At 69.6% G+C, this 17,592-nt stretch carries 15 protein-coding genes; 11 read left to right on the top strand and 4 right to left on the bottom strand.

Going from position 1 to position 17,592, the window contains the following annotated elements; all coding sequences use genetic code 11:
* Window positions 1–231 precede the first annotated feature (231 nt).
* The 3 genes from rplM to glmM are packed head-to-tail and all read left to right on the top strand — an operon-like array spanning window position 232 to window position 2,555.
* A complete protein-coding gene (rplM, locus tag ACLBXX_RS12905; protein ID WP_447658347.1) occupies window positions 232–678 on the top strand; it encodes a 50S ribosomal protein L13 in 447 nt (148 codons plus the stop codon).
* A gap of 25 nt (window positions 679–703) precedes the next feature.
* Window positions 704–1,180: a 30S ribosomal protein S9 gene (gene rpsI, locus ACLBXX_RS12900; protein WP_203582317.1), complete on the top strand. Its 477-nt coding sequence runs from the start codon at window positions 704–706 to the stop codon at window positions 1,178–1,180.
* Between the two features lie 16 nt (window positions 1,181–1,196).
* Entirely contained in the window at window positions 1,197–2,555 is a 1,359-nt protein-coding gene (gene glmM, locus ACLBXX_RS12895) for a phosphoglucosamine mutase (protein ID WP_387144397.1), read from the top strand.
* 72 nt (window positions 2,556–2,627) lie between these two features.
* Here glmM and ACLBXX_RS12890 read toward each other — a convergent pair whose 3' ends face one another.
* Both ACLBXX_RS12890 and ACLBXX_RS12885 read right to left on the bottom strand, forming a co-directional pair.
* The gene (locus ACLBXX_RS12890; protein WP_447658346.1) at window positions 2,628–4,445 is read right to left on the bottom strand and encodes an amidase family protein; all 1,818 of its coding nucleotides are present in this window, start codon (window positions 4,443–4,445) and stop codon (window positions 2,628–2,630) included.
* A gap of 50 nt (window positions 4,446–4,495) precedes the next feature.
* Complete coding sequence (locus tag ACLBXX_RS12885; protein ID WP_447658345.1) at window positions 4,496–5,236, bottom strand: cohesin domain-containing protein; 741 nt, start codon at window positions 5,234–5,236, stop codon at window positions 4,496–4,498.
* 293 nt (window positions 5,237–5,529) lie between these two features.
* Here ACLBXX_RS12885 and ACLBXX_RS12880 point away from each other — a divergent pair, with 293 nt between their 5' ends.
* Window positions 5,530–6,369, top strand: coding sequence for a universal stress protein (locus tag ACLBXX_RS12880; RefSeq protein WP_447658344.1), 840 nt, complete (start codon window positions 5,530–5,532; stop codon window positions 6,367–6,369).
* Window positions 6,370–6,408: 39 nt separating this feature from the next.
* Window positions 6,409–7,449 carry a LacI family DNA-binding transcriptional regulator gene (locus ACLBXX_RS12875; protein WP_447658343.1) on the top strand — a complete coding sequence of 347 codons (1,041 nt, stop codon included), beginning with the start codon at window positions 6,409–6,411 and terminating at the stop codon, window positions 7,447–7,449.
* 5 nt (window positions 7,450–7,454) lie between these two features.
* Here ACLBXX_RS12875 and ACLBXX_RS12870 read toward each other — a convergent pair whose 3' ends face one another.
* Together ACLBXX_RS12870 and ACLBXX_RS12865 are read right to left on the bottom strand one after the other, a co-directional pair.
* Window positions 7,455–9,095 (bottom strand): glycoside hydrolase family 32 protein, encoded by a 1,641-nt coding sequence (locus tag ACLBXX_RS12870; RefSeq protein ID WP_447658342.1) that lies wholly within the window; start codon window positions 9,093–9,095, stop codon window positions 7,455–7,457.
* A gap of 82 nt (window positions 9,096–9,177) precedes the next feature.
* Complete coding sequence (locus ACLBXX_RS12865) at window positions 9,178–10,791, bottom strand: glycoside hydrolase family 68 protein (RefSeq protein WP_447658341.1); 1,614 nt, start codon at window positions 10,789–10,791, stop codon at window positions 9,178–9,180.
* 222 nt (window positions 10,792–11,013) lie between these two features.
* Here ACLBXX_RS12865 and ACLBXX_RS12860 point away from each other — a divergent pair, with 222 nt between their 5' ends.
* The 6 genes from ACLBXX_RS12860 to ACLBXX_RS12835 all read left to right on the top strand — a co-directional run bounded on the left by ACLBXX_RS12860 (window position 11,014) and on the right by ACLBXX_RS12835 (window position 17,361).
* The gene (locus ACLBXX_RS12860; RefSeq protein ID WP_447658340.1) at window positions 11,014–12,075 is read left to right on the top strand and encodes a LacI family DNA-binding transcriptional regulator; all 1,062 of its coding nucleotides are present in this window, start codon (window positions 11,014–11,016) and stop codon (window positions 12,073–12,075) included.
* Between the two features lie 41 nt (window positions 12,076–12,116).
* Complete coding sequence (locus ACLBXX_RS12855; protein ID WP_447658339.1) at window positions 12,117–13,406, top strand: sugar ABC transporter substrate-binding protein; 1,290 nt, start codon at window positions 12,117–12,119, stop codon at window positions 13,404–13,406.
* 58 nt (window positions 13,407–13,464) lie between these two features.
* Window positions 13,465–14,406, top strand: coding sequence for a carbohydrate ABC transporter permease (locus tag ACLBXX_RS12850; protein ID WP_447658338.1), 942 nt, complete (start codon window positions 13,465–13,467; stop codon window positions 14,404–14,406).
* Between the two features lies 1 nt (window position 14,407).
* Window positions 14,408–15,361, top strand: a complete 954-nt coding sequence (locus ACLBXX_RS12845; RefSeq protein ID WP_310288524.1) for a carbohydrate ABC transporter permease — start codon at window positions 14,408–14,410, stop codon at window positions 15,359–15,361.
* On the top strand, window positions 15,358–16,305 hold the full coding sequence (locus ACLBXX_RS12840) for a carbohydrate kinase family protein (protein WP_447658337.1): 948 nt from the start codon (window positions 15,358–15,360) through the stop codon (window positions 16,303–16,305). The genes ACLBXX_RS12845 and ACLBXX_RS12840 overlap by 4 nt, the downstream gene beginning before the upstream one ends.
* Window positions 16,306–16,395: 90 nt before the next feature.
* Window positions 16,396–17,361 carry a family 43 glycosylhydrolase gene (locus ACLBXX_RS12835; RefSeq protein ID WP_447658336.1) on the top strand — a complete coding sequence of 322 codons (966 nt, stop codon included), beginning with the start codon at window positions 16,396–16,398 and terminating at the stop codon, window positions 17,359–17,361.
* Window positions 17,362–17,592 lie beyond the last annotated feature (231 nt).

Below are 17,592 nucleotides of genomic sequence, written 5' to 3'. Positions count from 1 at the left end.
TCTTCGGTGGTCTCGGCGTGGCGCTTGTGATCTGAGGAGAGCTGCGGCTAGAGGGCCGGTTTGGACGAGGCACCCGCGTCGCGTATTATTGATCTTTGGTGTCCGGCTCAGCTGACCCGGCGCCGCGAACGTGAGCCCTCCACTGGCGTGTTCCTCCTCTTATCGAGAGGGGAACCACCCCGGAGTGGGATTCACGAACCTCTCCGTTCGAATCAAGAAAGCAGCACTACTGTGACGCGCACTTACACCCCCAAGGCTGGCGAAGCCCAGCGCGAGTGGCTGGTCATCGACGCGACTGACGTCGTCCTCGGCCGCCTCGCCTCGCACGCTGCCGCGCTCCTGCGTGGCAAGCACAAGGCGACCTTCGCCCCCCACATCGACATGGGCGACTTCGTCATCATCATCAACGCCGACAAGGTCGCGCTGACGGGCCAGAAGCTCGAGCAGAAGAAGGCCTACCGTCACTCGGGCTACCCGGGCGGCCTCAAGTCGGTCACCTACTCGGAGCTCCTCGAGAAGAACCCGGTCCGCGCCGTCGAGAAGGCCGTCCGCGGCATGCTCCCGAAGAACAGCCTCGGCGCCAACCAGCTGTCGAAGCTCAAGGTGTACCGCGGTGCTGAGCACCCGCACGCCGCGCAGAAGCCCACCGCGTACGTTTTCGACCAGGTCGCCCAGTAAGCGCCGCACAGAACAGGACACACTGATGGCGAACATCGAAGAAACCCCCACGAGCTACTCCACCGAGTCCACCGTCGACGAGACCGTCGTCGCCGCCGAGCGCCCCGTGCTCTCGGTCTCGGGCGCCGCTGTCGGTCGCCGCAAGCAGGCCATCGCCCGCGTGCGCGTCATCCCCGGCTCGGGCACGATCACGGTCAACGGCCGTGCGTTCGAGGACTACTTCCCGAACAAGCTCCACCAGCAGCTCATCACCGACCCGTTCACGGTCCTCAACCTCACGGGTGCGTACGACGTCATCGTCCGCATCTCGGGTGGTGGCCCCTCGGGCCAGGCCGGTGCGCTCCGCCTCGGCATCGCCCGTGCGCTGAACGAGATCGACGTCGAGAACAACCGCCCGACCCTCAAGAAGGCCGGCTTCCTCTCGCGCGACGCCCGCGTCATCGAGCGCAAGAAGGCCGGTCTCAAGAAGGCCCGCAAGGCGCCGCAGTACTCGAAGCGCTGATCGGCTTCCATCCCGTATGCCGATCTTTGGCACGGACGGGGTGAGGGGGCTGGCCAACGGCCCCCTCACCGCCGATCTCGCACTGTCCCTGGCCCAGGCGACCGCCGTCGTCCTGGGCCAGGGACGTTCCGCCGAGGCGCGCCGCGCCGCGGGCAAGCGGCTCACCGCCGTCGTCGCCCGCGACCCGCGCGTCTCCGGCGAGTTCCTCTCCGCCGCGGTCGAAGCCGGCTTGGCCTCGTCGGGCGTCGACGTCCTCGACGCCGGCGTGCTCCCGACCCCCGCGGCGGCGTTCCTGATCGCCGACATGGATGCCGACTTCGGCGTCATGGTGTCGGCATCCCACAATCCTGCTCCTGACAACGGCATCAAGATCTTCGCCCGCGGCGGCGTGAAGCTGCCCGACGTCGTCGAAGAGCGCATCGAGGCTGCCATGGCCGGCCCGAAGCTGCAGCCCACGGGTGCTGAGGTAGGCCGCATCCGCCGGTTCGCCGACGCCGAGGACCGCTACGTCGTCCACCTGCTCGCGTCACTCCCGCATCGCCTCGACGGCATCCACGTCGTGCTCGACTGCGCGCACGGCGCGGCATCCGGTGTGTCGCCCGAGACCTTCGCCGATGCCGGCGCCAAGGTCACCGTCATCGGCGCAGATCCCGATGGCTGGAACATCAACGACGGCGTCGGCTCGACGCACCTCGACAAGCTCGCCGAGCACGTGGTGCGCGTCGGTGCCGACGTGGGCATCGCGCACGACGGCGACGCCGACCGCTGCCTCGCGGTCGACGCGACCGGCAAGGTCGTCGACGGCGACCAGATCATGGCCATTCTCGCGGTGTCGATGAAGGGCCGCGGCGAGCTCAAGGACGACACGCTCGTCGCCACCGTGATGAGCAACCTCGGACTCCACCGCGCGATGTCGACCCACGGCATCCACGTCGAGACCACCGCGGTCGGCGACCGCTACGTGCTCGAGCGCATGAACGAGCAGGGCTTCTCGCTGGGTGGCGAGCAGTCGGGCCACGTCATCATGAGCGACTACGCGACGACCGGCGACGGTCTGCTCACCGGCCTGCACCTGGTCGCCGAGATGGCGCGCACCGGCAAGACGCTCGAAGAGCTCGCGTCGATCATGACCGTGTACCCGCAGGTGCTCGTGAACGTGAAGGACGTCGACCGTACCCGCGCGGCCACCGACGAGGGAGTTCAGGATGCTGTCGCCCGCGCATCCGCAGAGCTCGGCCTCTCGGGGCGCGTGCTGCTGCGCCCGTCGGGCACCGAGCAGCTCGTGCGCGTGATGGTCGAGGCGTCCTCCGAGGATGAAGCCCGCCGCCACGCCGACGAGCTCGCCGGCGTCGTGCGCGAGCGCCTCTCGCTGTAACTCCGGACCGTTGGGTCCGCGCGACGGAAGCCCCGGGAGTCGAGAGACGCCCGGGGCTTCCTCACTCTGTGCTTACGGCAGCGGACCGTACAGCGCGGGTGCGGTGCGCGCGTGAGTCGCCTGCTCGAAAGCGTAGGCAAGGGCGAGCAGACCGCCCTCATCGAAGTCACGGCCGAGCAGTTCGAGGTTCACGTTCGCACCGGGGATGGCCTCGGTCGCGAGCGCCTGACCCATCGGAACCGTGACCGACGGCATCCCGGTGTTCGGGCTCAGCCGAAGGTTCGTGCCCTGCGTGCCGTACGGGTTGCCCGACGGGTACACGAGAGCATCGAGGTCGTTCGCGTCCAGCATGCCGGTGACGAGCACCTTGCCGTCGGCGAGCACCTTCGTGTGGCTGCCGCTGGGGCCGGCCCAGGCCTGGTAGACCTCCTCTGTGACGGCATCCCGGGAGCGGTACACCGACTGACGCGAGGTGACGTAGTTGCCGCCGGTCATGATGTCCTGGATCGTGCGCTGGGTCACCTGGTCGCCCAGATGCGCGTCCACGTACTCGGCGAGATCGTGCTTGAACTCGTTCGTGCTTCCACTGCCCTCGTTGAGCACGGTGTTGAACGCAGGCGAACCCGCCACCTCGACAACGGTCGCGCCCAGTGACTCGAGCTTCGCACGCGTCTCGTTCCACAGCCGCACAGTCGTTGCGTTGGTGCCGATCATCGAGGCGACGTAGCCGATCCGGGCGCCGTCGAGGGCGTCCGCGTCGAGGAACGAGGTGTACGACTCGGGCACGAGACCCTGCTGGCGTGCGGTGACGGCATCGTTCTCATCGACACCGACCACGGCGTCCAGGGCGACGGCCGCGTCGACGACGCTGCGCGCCATCGGTCCGCCGGTGTCCTGGCTGAGGGCGAGCGGCACGATACCGTCGCGGCTGGCGAGGCCCACCGTGGGCCGGATGCCGACCAGCTGGTTGTACGACGACGGCACCCGGATCGAGCCGCCGGTGTCGGTTCCGAACCCGATTCCCGCCAGGTTGGCGGAGATCGCCGCGCCCGTCCCACCGCTCGATCCGCCCGCGGAGCGGGAGGTCGAGTAGGGGCTGGCGACGAGAAGCGTCGAGCCGGGCTGCTGGAACGACGAGAACTCCGAGACGAATCCATACGCGAACTCGTCGAGGCTCGCCTTCGCGAGGATCACCGCGCCCTCCGCGCGCAGACCAGCGACCATCGTCGCGTCGCTGTCGGTCTGGTTGAGGTTCCAGCATCCGCAGCCTGCGGTGGTGACCATGTCGGAGGTGTTGTAGTTGTCCTTCACCGCGATCGGCACGCCGAGCAGCATGCTCGTCAGTCCGTTCTGGGCGCGCGAGGCGTCGGCCGCGGCCGCCGCCTCCAGTGCGACGTCGCTCACGGTGACGATGGAGTTCAGCGGCCGCCCGTTGGCCGCCGGGTCCTGCTTCACGCGGTCGTACGCTGCGATCCGGTCGATGTAGTCCTGCGTGATCTCGACCGAGGTCGTCACACCGGCGTTCATCGCCGCCTGCATGTCGATCACTGAGGCCTCGAGCAGCTCGAAGGGTCCGTCGTCGTAGATCATCCGCTGTGAGAGTCCAGCGAGGTCGGAGACCGTGATCACCCCGTCGGCGTCGAGATCGATCAGCGCGATGTCGCTCCACGACGGGTCCGCGCTAGTCGCACCGAGCGCGTCGCTTGCGGCATCCAGATCAGCGGTGGTCACCTGTGCGTCGCCCGTGAGGTCGAGTTCGGTGTAGTGCGGAGCCAGGAAGGCAGCCGCCGGCGCCGCGGACTCCGCCGCGGCGGGAAGGGCCGCGGTCAGCGCGGCGACCGTGCCCACGGCGGTGGCGCCGGCGATCAGGCGGAAGGTGGGGGTCTTCACCGTGAGAATCCTCCTGGACGGTGTCGGTCGGGTGGGGGAAACAGGAGCGCTCATCGGGTCGCCCCCGCCCGGCGGCGGAGCACGAACACGACGCCGAGCGCGACGAGCGCAGCAGCGACGGCCGCGGCGACGCCCCACACGGCGGCGTCGGCGCCGGTGACAGCGAGCGATCCTGCCGAAGCCGCGGCGCCCGTGGCACTCGGGGTCGGACCCGGATCGGTCGTCCCAGACGGGCTCGGCGCCGGGCTCGGCTCCTGGGTGGGGGCGGCAGCGATGGCCGTGGTCGTGACGAGCGGTTCTTCGAGCGAGGCCGTCTCGGTCGACGAACTCGCGAGGGTCGCCGCGGTGATCGTCACGGTGGCAGAGCCGGACGCCCGCGCGGTGAAGTGAAGGGTCACAAGCGTGATGTCGCCGGCAAGGCCGGGGGACGTGCCCAGGCGGGTGTGCGTGATCTCCAACGCCCCCGGGTCGCCGTCGACCGCGTCGAAGCCGCCAGCGGGGAACGTCGTCGCCGCTTCGTCGAAAGCGAGCAGCGCCGGGTCGTACGCGACGGCGAGATCGAACGCGAAGACGTCCACCGCACCGGCGAGCGCCACCGACACCACGACGGGGTCGCCCACCGCCACGTCGGCAGGAGCATCGATCGTCGCCTCGCCGACGGTGGGCGGTGCGGCAGCGGCGGCCGGGGCCAGCGCGACGCCGGAGGCGAAGAGCGCCCCTGCCGCGACCAGCACTGCGAGCGCGCGGCCACGGCCACGCCCCGGCCGCGCGCGATGAATGGTTTCAGGCATGCGAAAGCACGTCCTTTCGGAGGAGATGACAGCCCTCCTCGCAGCGCCGTCGGGGCGGGGTGGGGTCGGATGCTCCGACCCTTTCAACTGCGTGTTTCCGGATCGTGTCGGACTGTTGCGCCGCAGTGACGCGCCCGAGGGCGATGCGCTCGCTCCCGCCCGTGCGCGGGTGACTTTCGCCCCTCCATCGATATTCCGCGAAAGGAATGCAGGCCTGCGGTTTGTCACGGCCCGCCACCCTGCGCCGGGACCGGCGGCGGGGCTAGCCTGGGGGCATCCGAGAGGAGCCAATCGTGGGTGAAGCGATCGTCGTCGGAATCACGGATGCTGCGGTCACGCGTCGAGCAGTCGACTGGGCGGCGCAGCGCGCGGTCGAGAGGCGACAGCCGATCGAGCTGTTCGCCGTCGTCGGAGGAGCGTTCGGCGCGGTGGGGGAGGACTCCCTGGTCGACGCCGCACTCGCCCAAGCGGTCGAGCTCGCCGAGGCCGAGGCATCCCGCATCGCGTCGACAGGTGTCGACGTGCGCACCCGCGTCGAACGGGGCAACCCGGTCGCGAAACTGTTGGATGCCTCTAACGACGCCGCGCTGCTCGTCATCGGCAGCGACTACCAGGGGTCGGGATCGCGGGCGCACCGCGGTGCCCACGGCCTGCGCATCGCCGCGGGCGCGCACTCGCCGGTCGTGGTGATCCCGGACTTCGACGTCGCAGGCCGCACCGGGGTCGTGGTCGGCGTCGACGGCTCGCCGGTGTCGGAGAAGGCCGTGGCGTTCGCCGCCGCCGAGGCCGACCGGCTCCACGAGCCGCTCATCGCCGTGGCGGTGTGGACGCCGCTCGAGGTGCCGCGCAACATGGGCGCATACCCCGTGCAGTACCTCGAGAACATGGAGAAGCTCACGGGCGAGGCGCTCGGGCTCTCGCTCGCCGGACTCGCCTCGCGCTACCCCGATCTGGAGATCGTGCGCCGCGTCGAGCGCGGGTATCCGTCGCACATCATCAACGAGCTCGCGGGCACGGCACGCCTCGCGGTGGTCGGCTCGCACGGGCGCGGCGCGCTGGCGCGCTTCCTCCTCGGCTCCATCAGCCAGGAAGTGCTCGCGCGACTCGAGACCGCGACCGCCGTCGTGCGCTGAGAGCCCATCCGACCGGGGCTCGGCCCATAGGCTGGGCGTATGTCTGGGAAGACCGGCGGGCGCGCGCGCGTCAGCGACGTGGCCGCCGCCGCGGGCGTCTCGGCGACGACGGTCTCGCACGCGCTGAGCGGCGCGCGGGCGGTGAACGCCGAGACCCGCGAGCGGATCCTCGCCGTCGCCCGTGAACTCGGGTACGTCCCCGACCGGGTGGCCAGCGGACTGCGCCGCCGGCGCACCGGTGTCGTCGGGCTCATCGGCGATGACCTCGCGGCGACCCCGTTCGCGGGCCGCATCATCGAGGGTGCCCGTCGAGCCGGGCTCGAACGCGACGTGCTGCTGATGGTCGCCGAGAGCGGCGGCGATGCCGAGGCGGAGCGCGACCTCGTCGCGCGCTTCCTCGCCCAGCGGGTCGACGGCCTCTTGATCGCCCGCATGTACCACCAGCGCGTCGAGCAGCCCGACGTCCCCGAGGACGTGCCTGTCGTACTCGTGGATGCTGCGCCGCAACCCGGCTGGGAAGTCGACGCCGTCGTGCCCGATGAGGCGCAGATCGCGGCCCTCGCCTGCGAGCGGCTCACGCGTGAGGGGCACCGCGACATCGCCTACGTCGGGACCAGCGACGAGTCCCGCGCCGCTCGCGGCCGCCTCATCGGCGTGCGATCCGCTCTGGGCGACACGGGGATCGCCTTGGCCGACGGTCGCCTCGACTTCTGCACCTCCGATGCGGCAGGCGGTCGAGAAGCGGGAGGACGGCTCCTCGATCAGCTCGTCCCGCCCACAGCCGTCATCTGCTTCAACGACCAGATCGCCATGGGCGTGATGCAGGCCGCGGCGCGGCGCGGCGTCCCCGTCCCGCACGGCCTCAGCGTCGTGGGGATCGACGATCTGCATCCGGTCGCCGACGCTCTCGACCCCGGGCTCACCACTGTCGCGCTGCCCCACGACGAGATGGGGAGGTGGGGCATGACCCGCCTGCTCGACCGGATCGACGGGACCGCGCCGCCGGTCGGCGACGGCATCCACCTGCTCCGCGGGTGGCTGGTCGAGCGCGAGTCCGTCGGGGTGCCGCTCGCTCGCTAGGGGCGCTACCGGCGCGATTCCCGTTCGACCGGGGCAACCCGCAACGGGGTGAGGCTGGCGCTCGTGACGGCGACCGGCTCCCGCGTGCCCTCGATCTGCAGCCCTCGCGCGCCGCTCGTCCCGAACGTGGCCATCGTCAGCGCCGCGCGACCGCCGCCCGCGAAGACCTCGATCGAGGAAGCGTCCACGACGATGTCGAGCGCGATGCGCCCATCTTCCGGCTCCACCGCCGCCGTGCGCACTTCGCGGTACGCCTCAGGCATCGTGTCGGCGACAGCGTCGGCATCCCGTGCGACGAACACGGACCGCGCCGCGAAGTCGTAGCCGACCGTCGCGAAGCCGCCGTCCCCCGTGAGGACCTTGACCCGAAGCTCGCCGGCCGGGCTCGCAGCATCCAATCGCAGTCGATACGCGCCCGAGGCGGGCACAGCGACGTCCACGGTCTCGCCGTCGGCGAGCCGCGCATCGTCGAGGTGCTCGGCCTCGCCTTCCAGCGAACCCAGCTCGGCCGCCGGCTCCGAGTGCAGCGTCGCGCGCCCCTCGTCGTCGCTCAGGGTGATCGTGCGCACGAGGGAGTCCGACCCGCCGTGCCAGTCCTCGGTGGGGAACCCGCCCGCGTAGGCCCAGTTGTTCATCCAGCCGATGCCGTACCGCGACGCGAGGCGATCGTGCTCATCCAGGCGTGGGTCGTCCCACGTGACGGCCGCGTAGTAGTCGGGGCCGTGGTCCAGCCACTGGTGGCCGGCGCCGTCGGGGGTGAAGCGCTCGCCGTCCCACGCGCCCACCCAGTACGCGGTGCCTGTCGTCATCCCCTCCGCGGCGCCGTTCGCACCCGCGACGAGCACCCACCGCACGTCGTCGGGATCGCCGTCGACCGCCAGGGGGAACAGGTCGGGGCACTCCAGGACGCCGAGGCCGGTGGTGACGAAGTCCGAGGAATAGGTCCAGTCGCGAAGATTCGGCGAGGTGTAGAACCCGATCCGGTCGTGCTCGGCGAGGGCCATCACCCAGCGCCCGGCCGCGTCGTCCCAGAACACGCGCGGGTCGCGCCAGTCCGCGACACCGGGGTTCTCCATCACGGGATTGCCGTCGAACGACTCGAAGCGATAGCCGCCGTCGCGCGAGACGAACAGCGACTGCCTCTGAACCCCGTCGACCTGCTGCGTCACGAGTGCGATGACGGCGCCCTCGCCGAACCCTGCGGTGCCATGCTCATCGACGACCGCCGTGCCGGTCCAGATGTCGCCGAGCCCGTTGGCGTACTTGTCGATCGCGACTCCTTCGTCCTTCCAGTGCACGAGGTCGGTCGAGGTCGCGTGGTACCACGCGGTGCCGTTCCCGTCCGGGTAGTCGGCGTTGTAGAGGTAGTAGTAGTGCCACATGCCGTCGAGGAGGAACGGCTTCTGCGGGTCGTTCATCCAGTTCGCCTCGGGCGTGAGGTGCACGCTCGGGCGGTGCGGAGACCAGTCCGCGGGCCGCTCGTACCCGTCGGTCGTCGCAGACGGCGAGGGCGCGGCATCCGTCCCGCTCCGTTGCGACAGCGCGACGGCGATCGCCGCCACGAGCACGATCGCGGCCGCCGCGCCGGCGAGCAGGGCGAGGAGGCGCCGCCGGGGCGACGCGGATCGGGTGTTCTGCGTGTGCATTCGGTCTCCTTCGGCTCGGAACGGGACGAACGGATGCCTCGGCACGGGGTCGTGCCGAGGCATCCGCTCGACGGTCGTCAGGTCACGGCAGCGGGGTGACCTTGCCGCCGTTGTTGACGTTGATGTTCGCCGGGATGTCGGCGTAGCCGCCGAGGCCGCCGTCACCGTACGAGTAGTCGACCGCCGACGAGGCGCCGTCGATGTCGATCTTGACCGTCGGGGCGAGCGTGCCGCCGCGGCGGAAGTCGCCCTCCGTGCCGACCGTGTCGATGAACGACTGCACCAGTCCGCCAGGCATCACGTAGTGCGAGTACGCCTGGAAGTGTCCGATCGGCTGGTTGTAGTCCGGCGCGAACGGCTGTCCGCCCGCGAAGTTCAGGTTCGTCGGGTTGCCCAGTGCCAGGCCCGAGCCGGAGTTCATGGGCTGGTAGTCGCTGCGGATGCCGTCGCCGACGAACCCGTAGACGCCCTCGGGGCCGTCGATGCCGTTCGCGAACGTGCCGCGGTGGCTGATGGTGAAGAGGTAGTACTTGCCGTCCTTCATGTAGATCTGCGGACGCTCGGTCTGGTCGGTGACGCAGTTCGCCGACAGGATGGGCGGCAGGAACTCCCACTCGGTGAGGTCCTTGTTCTTCGCTTTCGCGAGACCGACGTTGCCGATCTGGTAGGTGGCGCCCGAGGCGTTCACCTGGTCGACCGTCTCTGCGAAGGGATCTCCCTCGCGGTAGCCGAGGTCCTCTTCGTTGCACGTCGCGGTCTCGCGGGGCATGGCGGAGTTGCCCTCGAAGACCATGTAGGTCTCACCGGGGTGGGCCGGGTCCTCGAACGTGAACGGGTCGCGGAAGTTGAAGAACTCGTTCTGCGCACCGGTCTGGTAGTACGTGCCATCGGCCTGCAGCAGGTCGGTGACCTTGTCGAATCCGGTCAGCTTCACGCCGTTCTTGTTGGCGTGCACCTTGCCGACGCTCAGTGCGATGCGCGGGTCGTAGGGCTTGCGGTTGCTGCCGTCCTCGTTGCGGTAGAACGCGACGTCCGTGAAGAACAGCTTGATCTCGCCGCCCTTCGAGATGCGCGCCGAACCCGACCACTGGGTCTGGTGGCTGTACGACTGGTCGGGGAAGATCTTGCCGGTCACCCCTTCGTCGAAGACGAGGCCGCCATACGTCCAGCCGCCGTTCGCCGGTCGCTCATCGGCGGGGACGCCGGCGGGGCGGTAGAAGTAGCCGATCTTCGCGAACACGTGGCGCTCGTCGAACACGAGGTTGCGGTCGGCCACGAGCGAGAAGATGATCTCCTGGCCGTTGACGCTGTACTGGTTGGCGTCCTCATCGGTCAGCGGCCACGAGTCCCACACCCACACCTCCTCGTTGCTCATGTCGGGGAAGTCCTGCGAAACCGCGGGCATGGTGAGCTCGGCGGGCATCGAGTTCTGCTTCGATCCCGCGGTCGGGTCCGACAGGCGCTTGAGCTGCCGGGCGTCCGCGCGGGTCCACTTCGCGGTGAAGTCGTCTTCGGGGGCGTACGCCTGCTGCGAGTGCGTCGTCGGCTGGGGGCCGTCCTGCAGCTCGGGCGTCGCCGGTGCGTTAGGTGCCGCAAGGGCTGCCGCGGGCAGGCCGACGAGCACGGAAGCCGCGACCGCAGCGGCGGTGAGGCCGCCGGTCAGGACGCGCCTGACCTTCTTCGGGGGAGTGTGCATTTCTGATTCGCTCCTTGGATTCTCAGCAATGCAAATCGATTTGCATTGCGAACTCATCGTTGCATGTGGAAGTCGAACACGCACATGTGGATCCAGGCGCATGGACTTCGCCGGAACGTCGCACTTGACGGCTCGCTGTCGCTCGGTCCATAATCGGATCCGCTCGATAAATCGATTTAGCACGAGGGAGTGTCACTGATGGCGAGGGCTCGGATCTCAGACGTGGCGGCAGCGGCCGGCGTCTCGGTGACCACGGTCTCGCTCGTCATGAACGACGTCGAATCGCGCATCTCGGAGGAGACGCGTCAGCGAGTCCGGGAGGCGGCCCGGGCGGTCGGCTACGCTCCGAGTTCGGTGGCCCGGGGGCTTCGCACGCAGCGCACGCGCACGGTCGGACTCATCTCCGACCAGATCGCGACGACGCCGTTCGCCGGTCGCATGCTCGCGGGTGCGCAGGACGCCGCACGCGACAACGGCCACCTCGTCTATCTGATCGACACCGGCGGCGACGCCGAGATCGAACGCGAGGCCATCGACGCGCTCACCGCGCAGCAGGTCGACGCGATGATCTACGCGTGCATGTGGCACCGCGTGGTCGACGTCCCGCAGGGCGTCTCGGCGCAGACCGTGCTGCTCGACTGCCGCCCGGCGAACGGGGGCTACCGCAGCGTCGTCCCCGACGACCGCGCCGGAGGCGCGGCCGCGGTGCGCGAGCTCGTCGCCGCCGGCCACCGGCGGATCGCCTACATCGACACCGACGACGGCCCCATCGCCTCGCGGCTGCGCCACGAGGGCTATCTCGAGGCGCTCGCGGAGGCCGGGATCCCGGCCGACCCGGCGCTCCACATCACCGGTGACACCTCGGCCCACGGCGGTCGCGCGGCGGCCGAGGTCCTCCTCGATCTCCCCGACGACGAGCGCCCCACCGGCATCTTCTGCTTCAACGACCGTATGGCGGCCGGCGTGTACATCGCCGCGCACCGCCGCGGCCTCGACATCCCGCGCGATCTGTCCGTCGTCGGCTACGACGACCAGCAGCTGATCGCCGCGGAACAGGATCCCCCACTCACCACCGTCGCCCTGCCCCATTACGCCATGGGTCGCTGGGCGATGGAGGTCGCGCTCGGCGTCCGCGCGGAAGGGGATGAGGACGCCACGCACCTGATGGAGTGTCCCGTCATCCGACGAGACTCCGTAGGCCCGCCGCCGGCGCAAGTCGCCAAACCGAACCGGCGACGGGCTTCACACACCGAGCGGCCGCCGCAGGCGGCCCCCGATCGGTGACCCACGCGGGCGTGAGTCACCAAGAAAAGGAAACCACAACAATGCGCACAAGGACCCCGATCCTCGTGTCCGCGGGCCTGGTCACGGCGATCGCCCTGACCGGGTGCGGGCAAGCCGGCCAAGGTGACACCACCACCGCGGACGGCCGCACACAGTTGACGATGTGGACCCACTCGGCGGGCAACCCGGCCGAGCTCGAGGTCTACGAGCAGATCATCTCCGACTTCAACGCGTCGCAGGACGACTACGAGGTCGTGCACGAGTCGTTCCCGCAGGGCGCCTACAACGACGCGATCGTCGCGGCCGCGGCATCCGGTGATCTTCCGTGCCTTCTCGACCTCGACGGCCCGATCATGCCGAACTGGGCCTGGGCGGGCTACCTGCAGCCGCTCGACCTTCCCACCGAGATCACCGACTCCCTGCTGCCCACGGCCGTCGGCGTGTGGGATGACGAGATCTACTCGGCCGGCTACTGGGACGCCGCACTCGGCATCTTCGCCCGCAAATCGGTGCTCGACGCCAGCGGCATCCGCATCCCGACGGTCGACGAGCCGTGGACCGCGGACGAGTTCGACGCGGCGCTCGCCACGCTGAAGAACGACGGCTACGAGACGCCGATCGACATCGGGGCGGAGGACACCGGGGAGTGGTGGCCGTACGCCTACTCGCCGTTCCTGCAGAGCTTCGGCGGCGACCTCATCGATCGCGACACCATGCTGTCGGCCGACGGCGCCCTCAACGGACCCGACGCCGTCGCGTGGGGCGACTGGTTCGCCGGCCTCTTCGCCGACGGCTACGCCGGCAACAGCGGCACCGTCGGCAATCAGGAGTTCATCGACGACGACGTGGCGCTCAGCTACACCGGCGTCTGGAACGCGGTGGCCGCGCTCGACGAGGTCGGCGACGACCTGCTGATCCTGCCCCCGCCGGACCTCGGCAACGGCCCCAAGATCGGCGGCGGCTCGTGGCAGTGGGCGATCTCATCCGAATGCGACGACGCCGACGGCGCGCGTGCGTACCTCGAGTTCAGCTTCCAGGACAAGTACATCACCGAGTTCGCCGACAAGCAGGTCGTCATTCCCGCGACGGATGCCGCCGCCCAGGCGTCGGAGTACTTCGGCGATGACGGCGCCCTGCGCCCGTTCGTCGAGTTCTCGCAGAAGTACGCGGTGCTGCGCCCCGAGACGCCCGCGTACGCAGTCATCTCGACGACGTTCGAGACGGCGGCGAAGGACATCATGAACGGCGCCGACGTCCAGGAGACGCTCGACCGTGCCGTCTCTGAGATCGACGCCAACATCGAGTCGAACGACGGCTACGGCTTCCAGTGATCCATCGTGCCGGCGAGGGCCTCGAGCCCTCGCCGGCGCACTCCCCGAGAGATCTGTCATGACTGTCACTCCTCCGACGGTCGCCGCCGAAGAGCCTCGGCGCGCCTACCGTCGCTTCCGCTCCATCAAGGGTCGCGAGACCTGGGCAGGACTGGGGATGATCGCCCCCGCGGCCGTCCTCCTCGTGCTGTTCCTCGTGATCCCCGTGTTCCTCGCCTTCGGGCTGTCCTTCACGAACGCGCGTCTCATCTCGCCGAACCCTCCGCGGTTCGTCGGCTTCGACAACTTCATCCGAGCCTTCACCGCCGACCCGGTGTTCGTGCAGTCGGTCGGCAACACCGCGGTGTTCGCACTCGTCGTGGTGCCCGTGCAGGCGGCGCTCGGACTGCTCCTCGCGGTGCTCGTCAACCGGCGCATGCGCGGCGTGACCGCCTTCCGCGTGATCTTCTTCGTCCCCGTCGTGACCTCGATCGTCGTGGTCTCGATCCTGTGGAAGTTCATGTACCAGAAGGACGGCCTCATCAACGCCATGTTCGATGCGCTCACCTTCGGGGCGTGGTCGAACGTCGACTGGCTGAACGACCCGAAGACGGCGCTCGGCGCGATCATCGTGCTGTCGATCTGGCAGGCCGTCGGGTTCCACATGATCATCTGGCTCGCGGGCCTGCAGACGATCCCCGAGGAGCTCTACGAAGCCGCCAAGATGGACGGCGCGAGCCCGTGGCGCCAGTTCACGAACGTGACGTGGCCGGGCCTCAGGCCCACCATGGTGTTCGTCCTCGTCACGATCACCATCGCCGCCCTCGGACTGTTCGTGCAGGTCGACGTCATGACCCAGGGCGGCCCGGTGAACTCGACCTCGACCATCGTGTTCCACGCCGTGCGCAAGGGCTACGAGCAGCAGGAGATCGGCTACGCCGCTGCGATCTCGCTGATCTTCTTCGTCGCGGTCCTCGCCATCGCGCTCATCCAGCGCCGGCTCACGCGAGAGAAGGACTGACATGACCGCCACCCAGACTCTGACGACGGCACCTGCCGACTCGCGCCGTGCCGCGCGCCCGGCGCCGGCTCGCAGCGAGAAGGCGCAGCGCATCAGGGGCAAGGTGTTCCTCTACATCGCCCTGTCGCTGTTCGGGATCATCTTCCTGTTCCCGCTGGTGTTCATGTTCGTGTCGAGCCTCAAGCCCGACAGCCAGATCCTGCAGGACATCGACTCGCCCGCGGCCTTCCTCCCGGTGGGCGACATCAGCCTCGACAACTACTTCGGGGTGTTCGACCGCGTACCCGTCGCGCAGTTCCTGTTCAACTCGGTGCTCGTGACGGTGCTCACGGTGGGGCTCGGGCTCATCGTGAACTCGATGGCAGGCTTCGCGCTCTCCCGGCTGGCGTGGAAGGGCCGGATCGTCGTGCTCGCGCTGATCATCGCGACGCTGATCGTCCCGTTCGAGACGATCGCGGTGCCGATGGTCTACTGGGTCGCCCAGCTTCCGACGCTCGTGATGGAGGGCGGCGTGCTGAAGTACGACTTCGGCTGGCTCAACACGTACGAGGTGCAGATCGTCCCGTTCATCGCGAACGCGTTCTCGATCTTCCTGTTCACGCAGTACTTCTCGACCATCCCGAAGTCGCTCGACGAGGCGGCCCGGATCGACGGCGCGAGCTGGTTCACCATCTACCGGCGCATCCTCGTGCCGCTGTCGGGTCCGGCTTTCGCGACCGTGGCGATCCTCACCTTCCTGCCGGCGTGGAACCAGTACCTCTGGCCCCTCATGGTGGTGCAGAAGGAGGAGTTGCGGCCGGTCATGGTCGGCATGCAGTACTTCTTCCAGCTGAACACCGCGTGGGGCGAGGTGATGGCCTACACCTCGCTCATCACGATCCCGGTGCTCATCGTCTTCCTGGTGTTCCAGCGGGCGTTCGTCAGCAGCATCGCGGCGAGCGGGGTGAAGGGATGACGGATGGGATGCTGCGCCTCGTGGTCGTCGGCGAGGCCCTCGTCGACATCGTCCATCGCGCGGATGGCCGTGTCGAAGAGGCGCCCGGCGGCAGCCCCGCCAACACCGCGCTGACGCTGGGACGGTTGGGACGATGCCCGACGCTGATCACCTGCCTGGCGGAGGACGACCGGGGCGGCCGTGTGCGACGGTGGCTCGGGGAGTCGGATGTCGAGGTGATCGCCGTCGCGTCGGCGCGCACGTCGACGGCCGCCGCCCATCTCGATGCGAGCGGTGCCGCCACGTACGACTTCGACCTCGAGTGGGACCTCGGGGCGGACACCGCCCGCCTCGAGGAACTCGCGAGCGCCGCCGACGTCGTGCACGTCGGCTCCGTCGCCGCTGTGCTCGAACCCGGCGCGGACCATGTCCTCGCGCTCGTGCGGTCGGCGCGGGGGAGGGCGATCGTGACGTATGACCCCAACATCCGTCCGTCGCTCGTCGACGACGAGGACCGCGTGCGGCAGCGTGTCGCCGAGGTGGTCGAGCTCGCCGACGTCGTGAAGGCGAGCGACGAAGACCTCCGCTGGCTCCACCCGGCGCGGGATCCCGTGGAAGTCGCCCGGGAGTGGGTCGCTCGGGGCCCGCGACTCGTCGTGGTCACCCTCGGGTCGGACGGTGCGATCGGCGTGACCGCCGATGGCGAGGTCACCGTGCCCGCGGTCGTGACCGAAGTGGTCGACACGGTCGGCGCCGGCGACACGTTCATGGGCGTGCTCATCGACGGCATCGTCGACAGCGACGGTCTGCGGGCGTCGCTCGCGACGGCGGGTGGCAGCATCCCGTCGTCTGCCGTCGAATCGCTCCTGCAGAGATCAGCGCTCGCCGCGGCGATCACCGTCTCGCGACCGGGGGCCGACCCGCCCCGCCGCGCCGAGCTCGCCGCACCGGCGACGGCTCGGTAAGCCGAACTCGCACACTCGCTCTCCCCGCCCGCCGGGCGGAGGGGCACACCATCGCGCGATCTCCCGCGCACGACTCTTGAAGGAATTCGCGTGTTCGACCTCCCCGATTCCTGGGTATGGGACTACTGGTTCGCCGACGACGGCGAGCGCTACCACCTCTTCTTCCTCTACGCCTCGCGGGCGCTCCACGACCCGGAAGCCCGCCACTACCGCGCCTCGATCGGGCACGCGGTCTCGACGGACCTCGTCGAGTGGACGCAGGTCGCGGATGCGCTGGTCCGCAGCGACGCCCCCGCTTTCGACGAGCTCGCCACCTGGACCGGATCGGTGGTGCGCCACCCGGACGGCACGTGGTTCATGTTCTACACGGGCGCCACTCTCGCCCCCGGCGGGCAGAACGTCCAGCGGATCGGCTACGCGACGTCTCCGGACCTCTTCACGTGGACGAAGGCCGGCGGACCGGTGCTCGAGGCGCAGGGGCCCTGGTACGAGAAGCTCTCGAGCGGCGCGTGGCACGACGAGGCCTTCCGCGATCCGTGGGTGTTCGCCGACCCGGACGGAAACGGCTGGCACATGCTGATCACGGCCCGTTCCCCCGAGGGACCGGTGGACGGGCGCGGCGTCATCGGGCACGCCTGGTCGGCGGACCTGCGCACCTGGGAGCTGCGCGGACCGCTCAGTGCGCCCAGCGTCGAGGGCTTCGGGCAGCTGGAGGTTCTGCAGGCAGAGATCGTCGACGGGCGTCCGGTGGTGATCTTCTCCTGCCTGAAGGAGCAGAGCACCGATTCCCGGCGCGCCGCAGGCGCCGGCACCTGGGCGGTTCCGGCGGAGAGCCTCCTCGGACCGTTCGACATCGACGCCGCGTATCCGCTGACCGATGAGGACCTGTACGTCGGGCGCCTGCTGCAGCGCCGTTCGGACGGTCAATGGCTGCTGTTCGCGTTCCGCAACATCGGCCAGGACGGACGGTTCGTGGGTGGCATCACCGATCCGATGCCGGTGCGGTGGGACGGCGGGCGGCTCGTCCGCCGAGAGGCGGTGTCCGTCTCCGCCTGACCCTCGAGGCCGGGGCTTCGCGGACGAGCCCCGGCCGGCCCGCCTCTCGGCGGACGGTGTCCGCGCCGACAGAAGGATGACGACGATGTCAGTTTCGAAGCGACGCTCTGTGCGTCTGACGGCCGGCGCGCTGGCCGTGATCGCGGTGGGGGCGGGAGGAGGCGTCGTGGCAGGCGGGGGGGGGGGAGGCGGCGCCCGCGGGGCGGCCCGCGACCTCCGCGCGGCGCGCCC

This window comes from Microbacterium sp. C23T (genome assembly GCF_053345975.1).
This window is presented reverse-complemented; position numbering and strand designations above follow the sequence as displayed.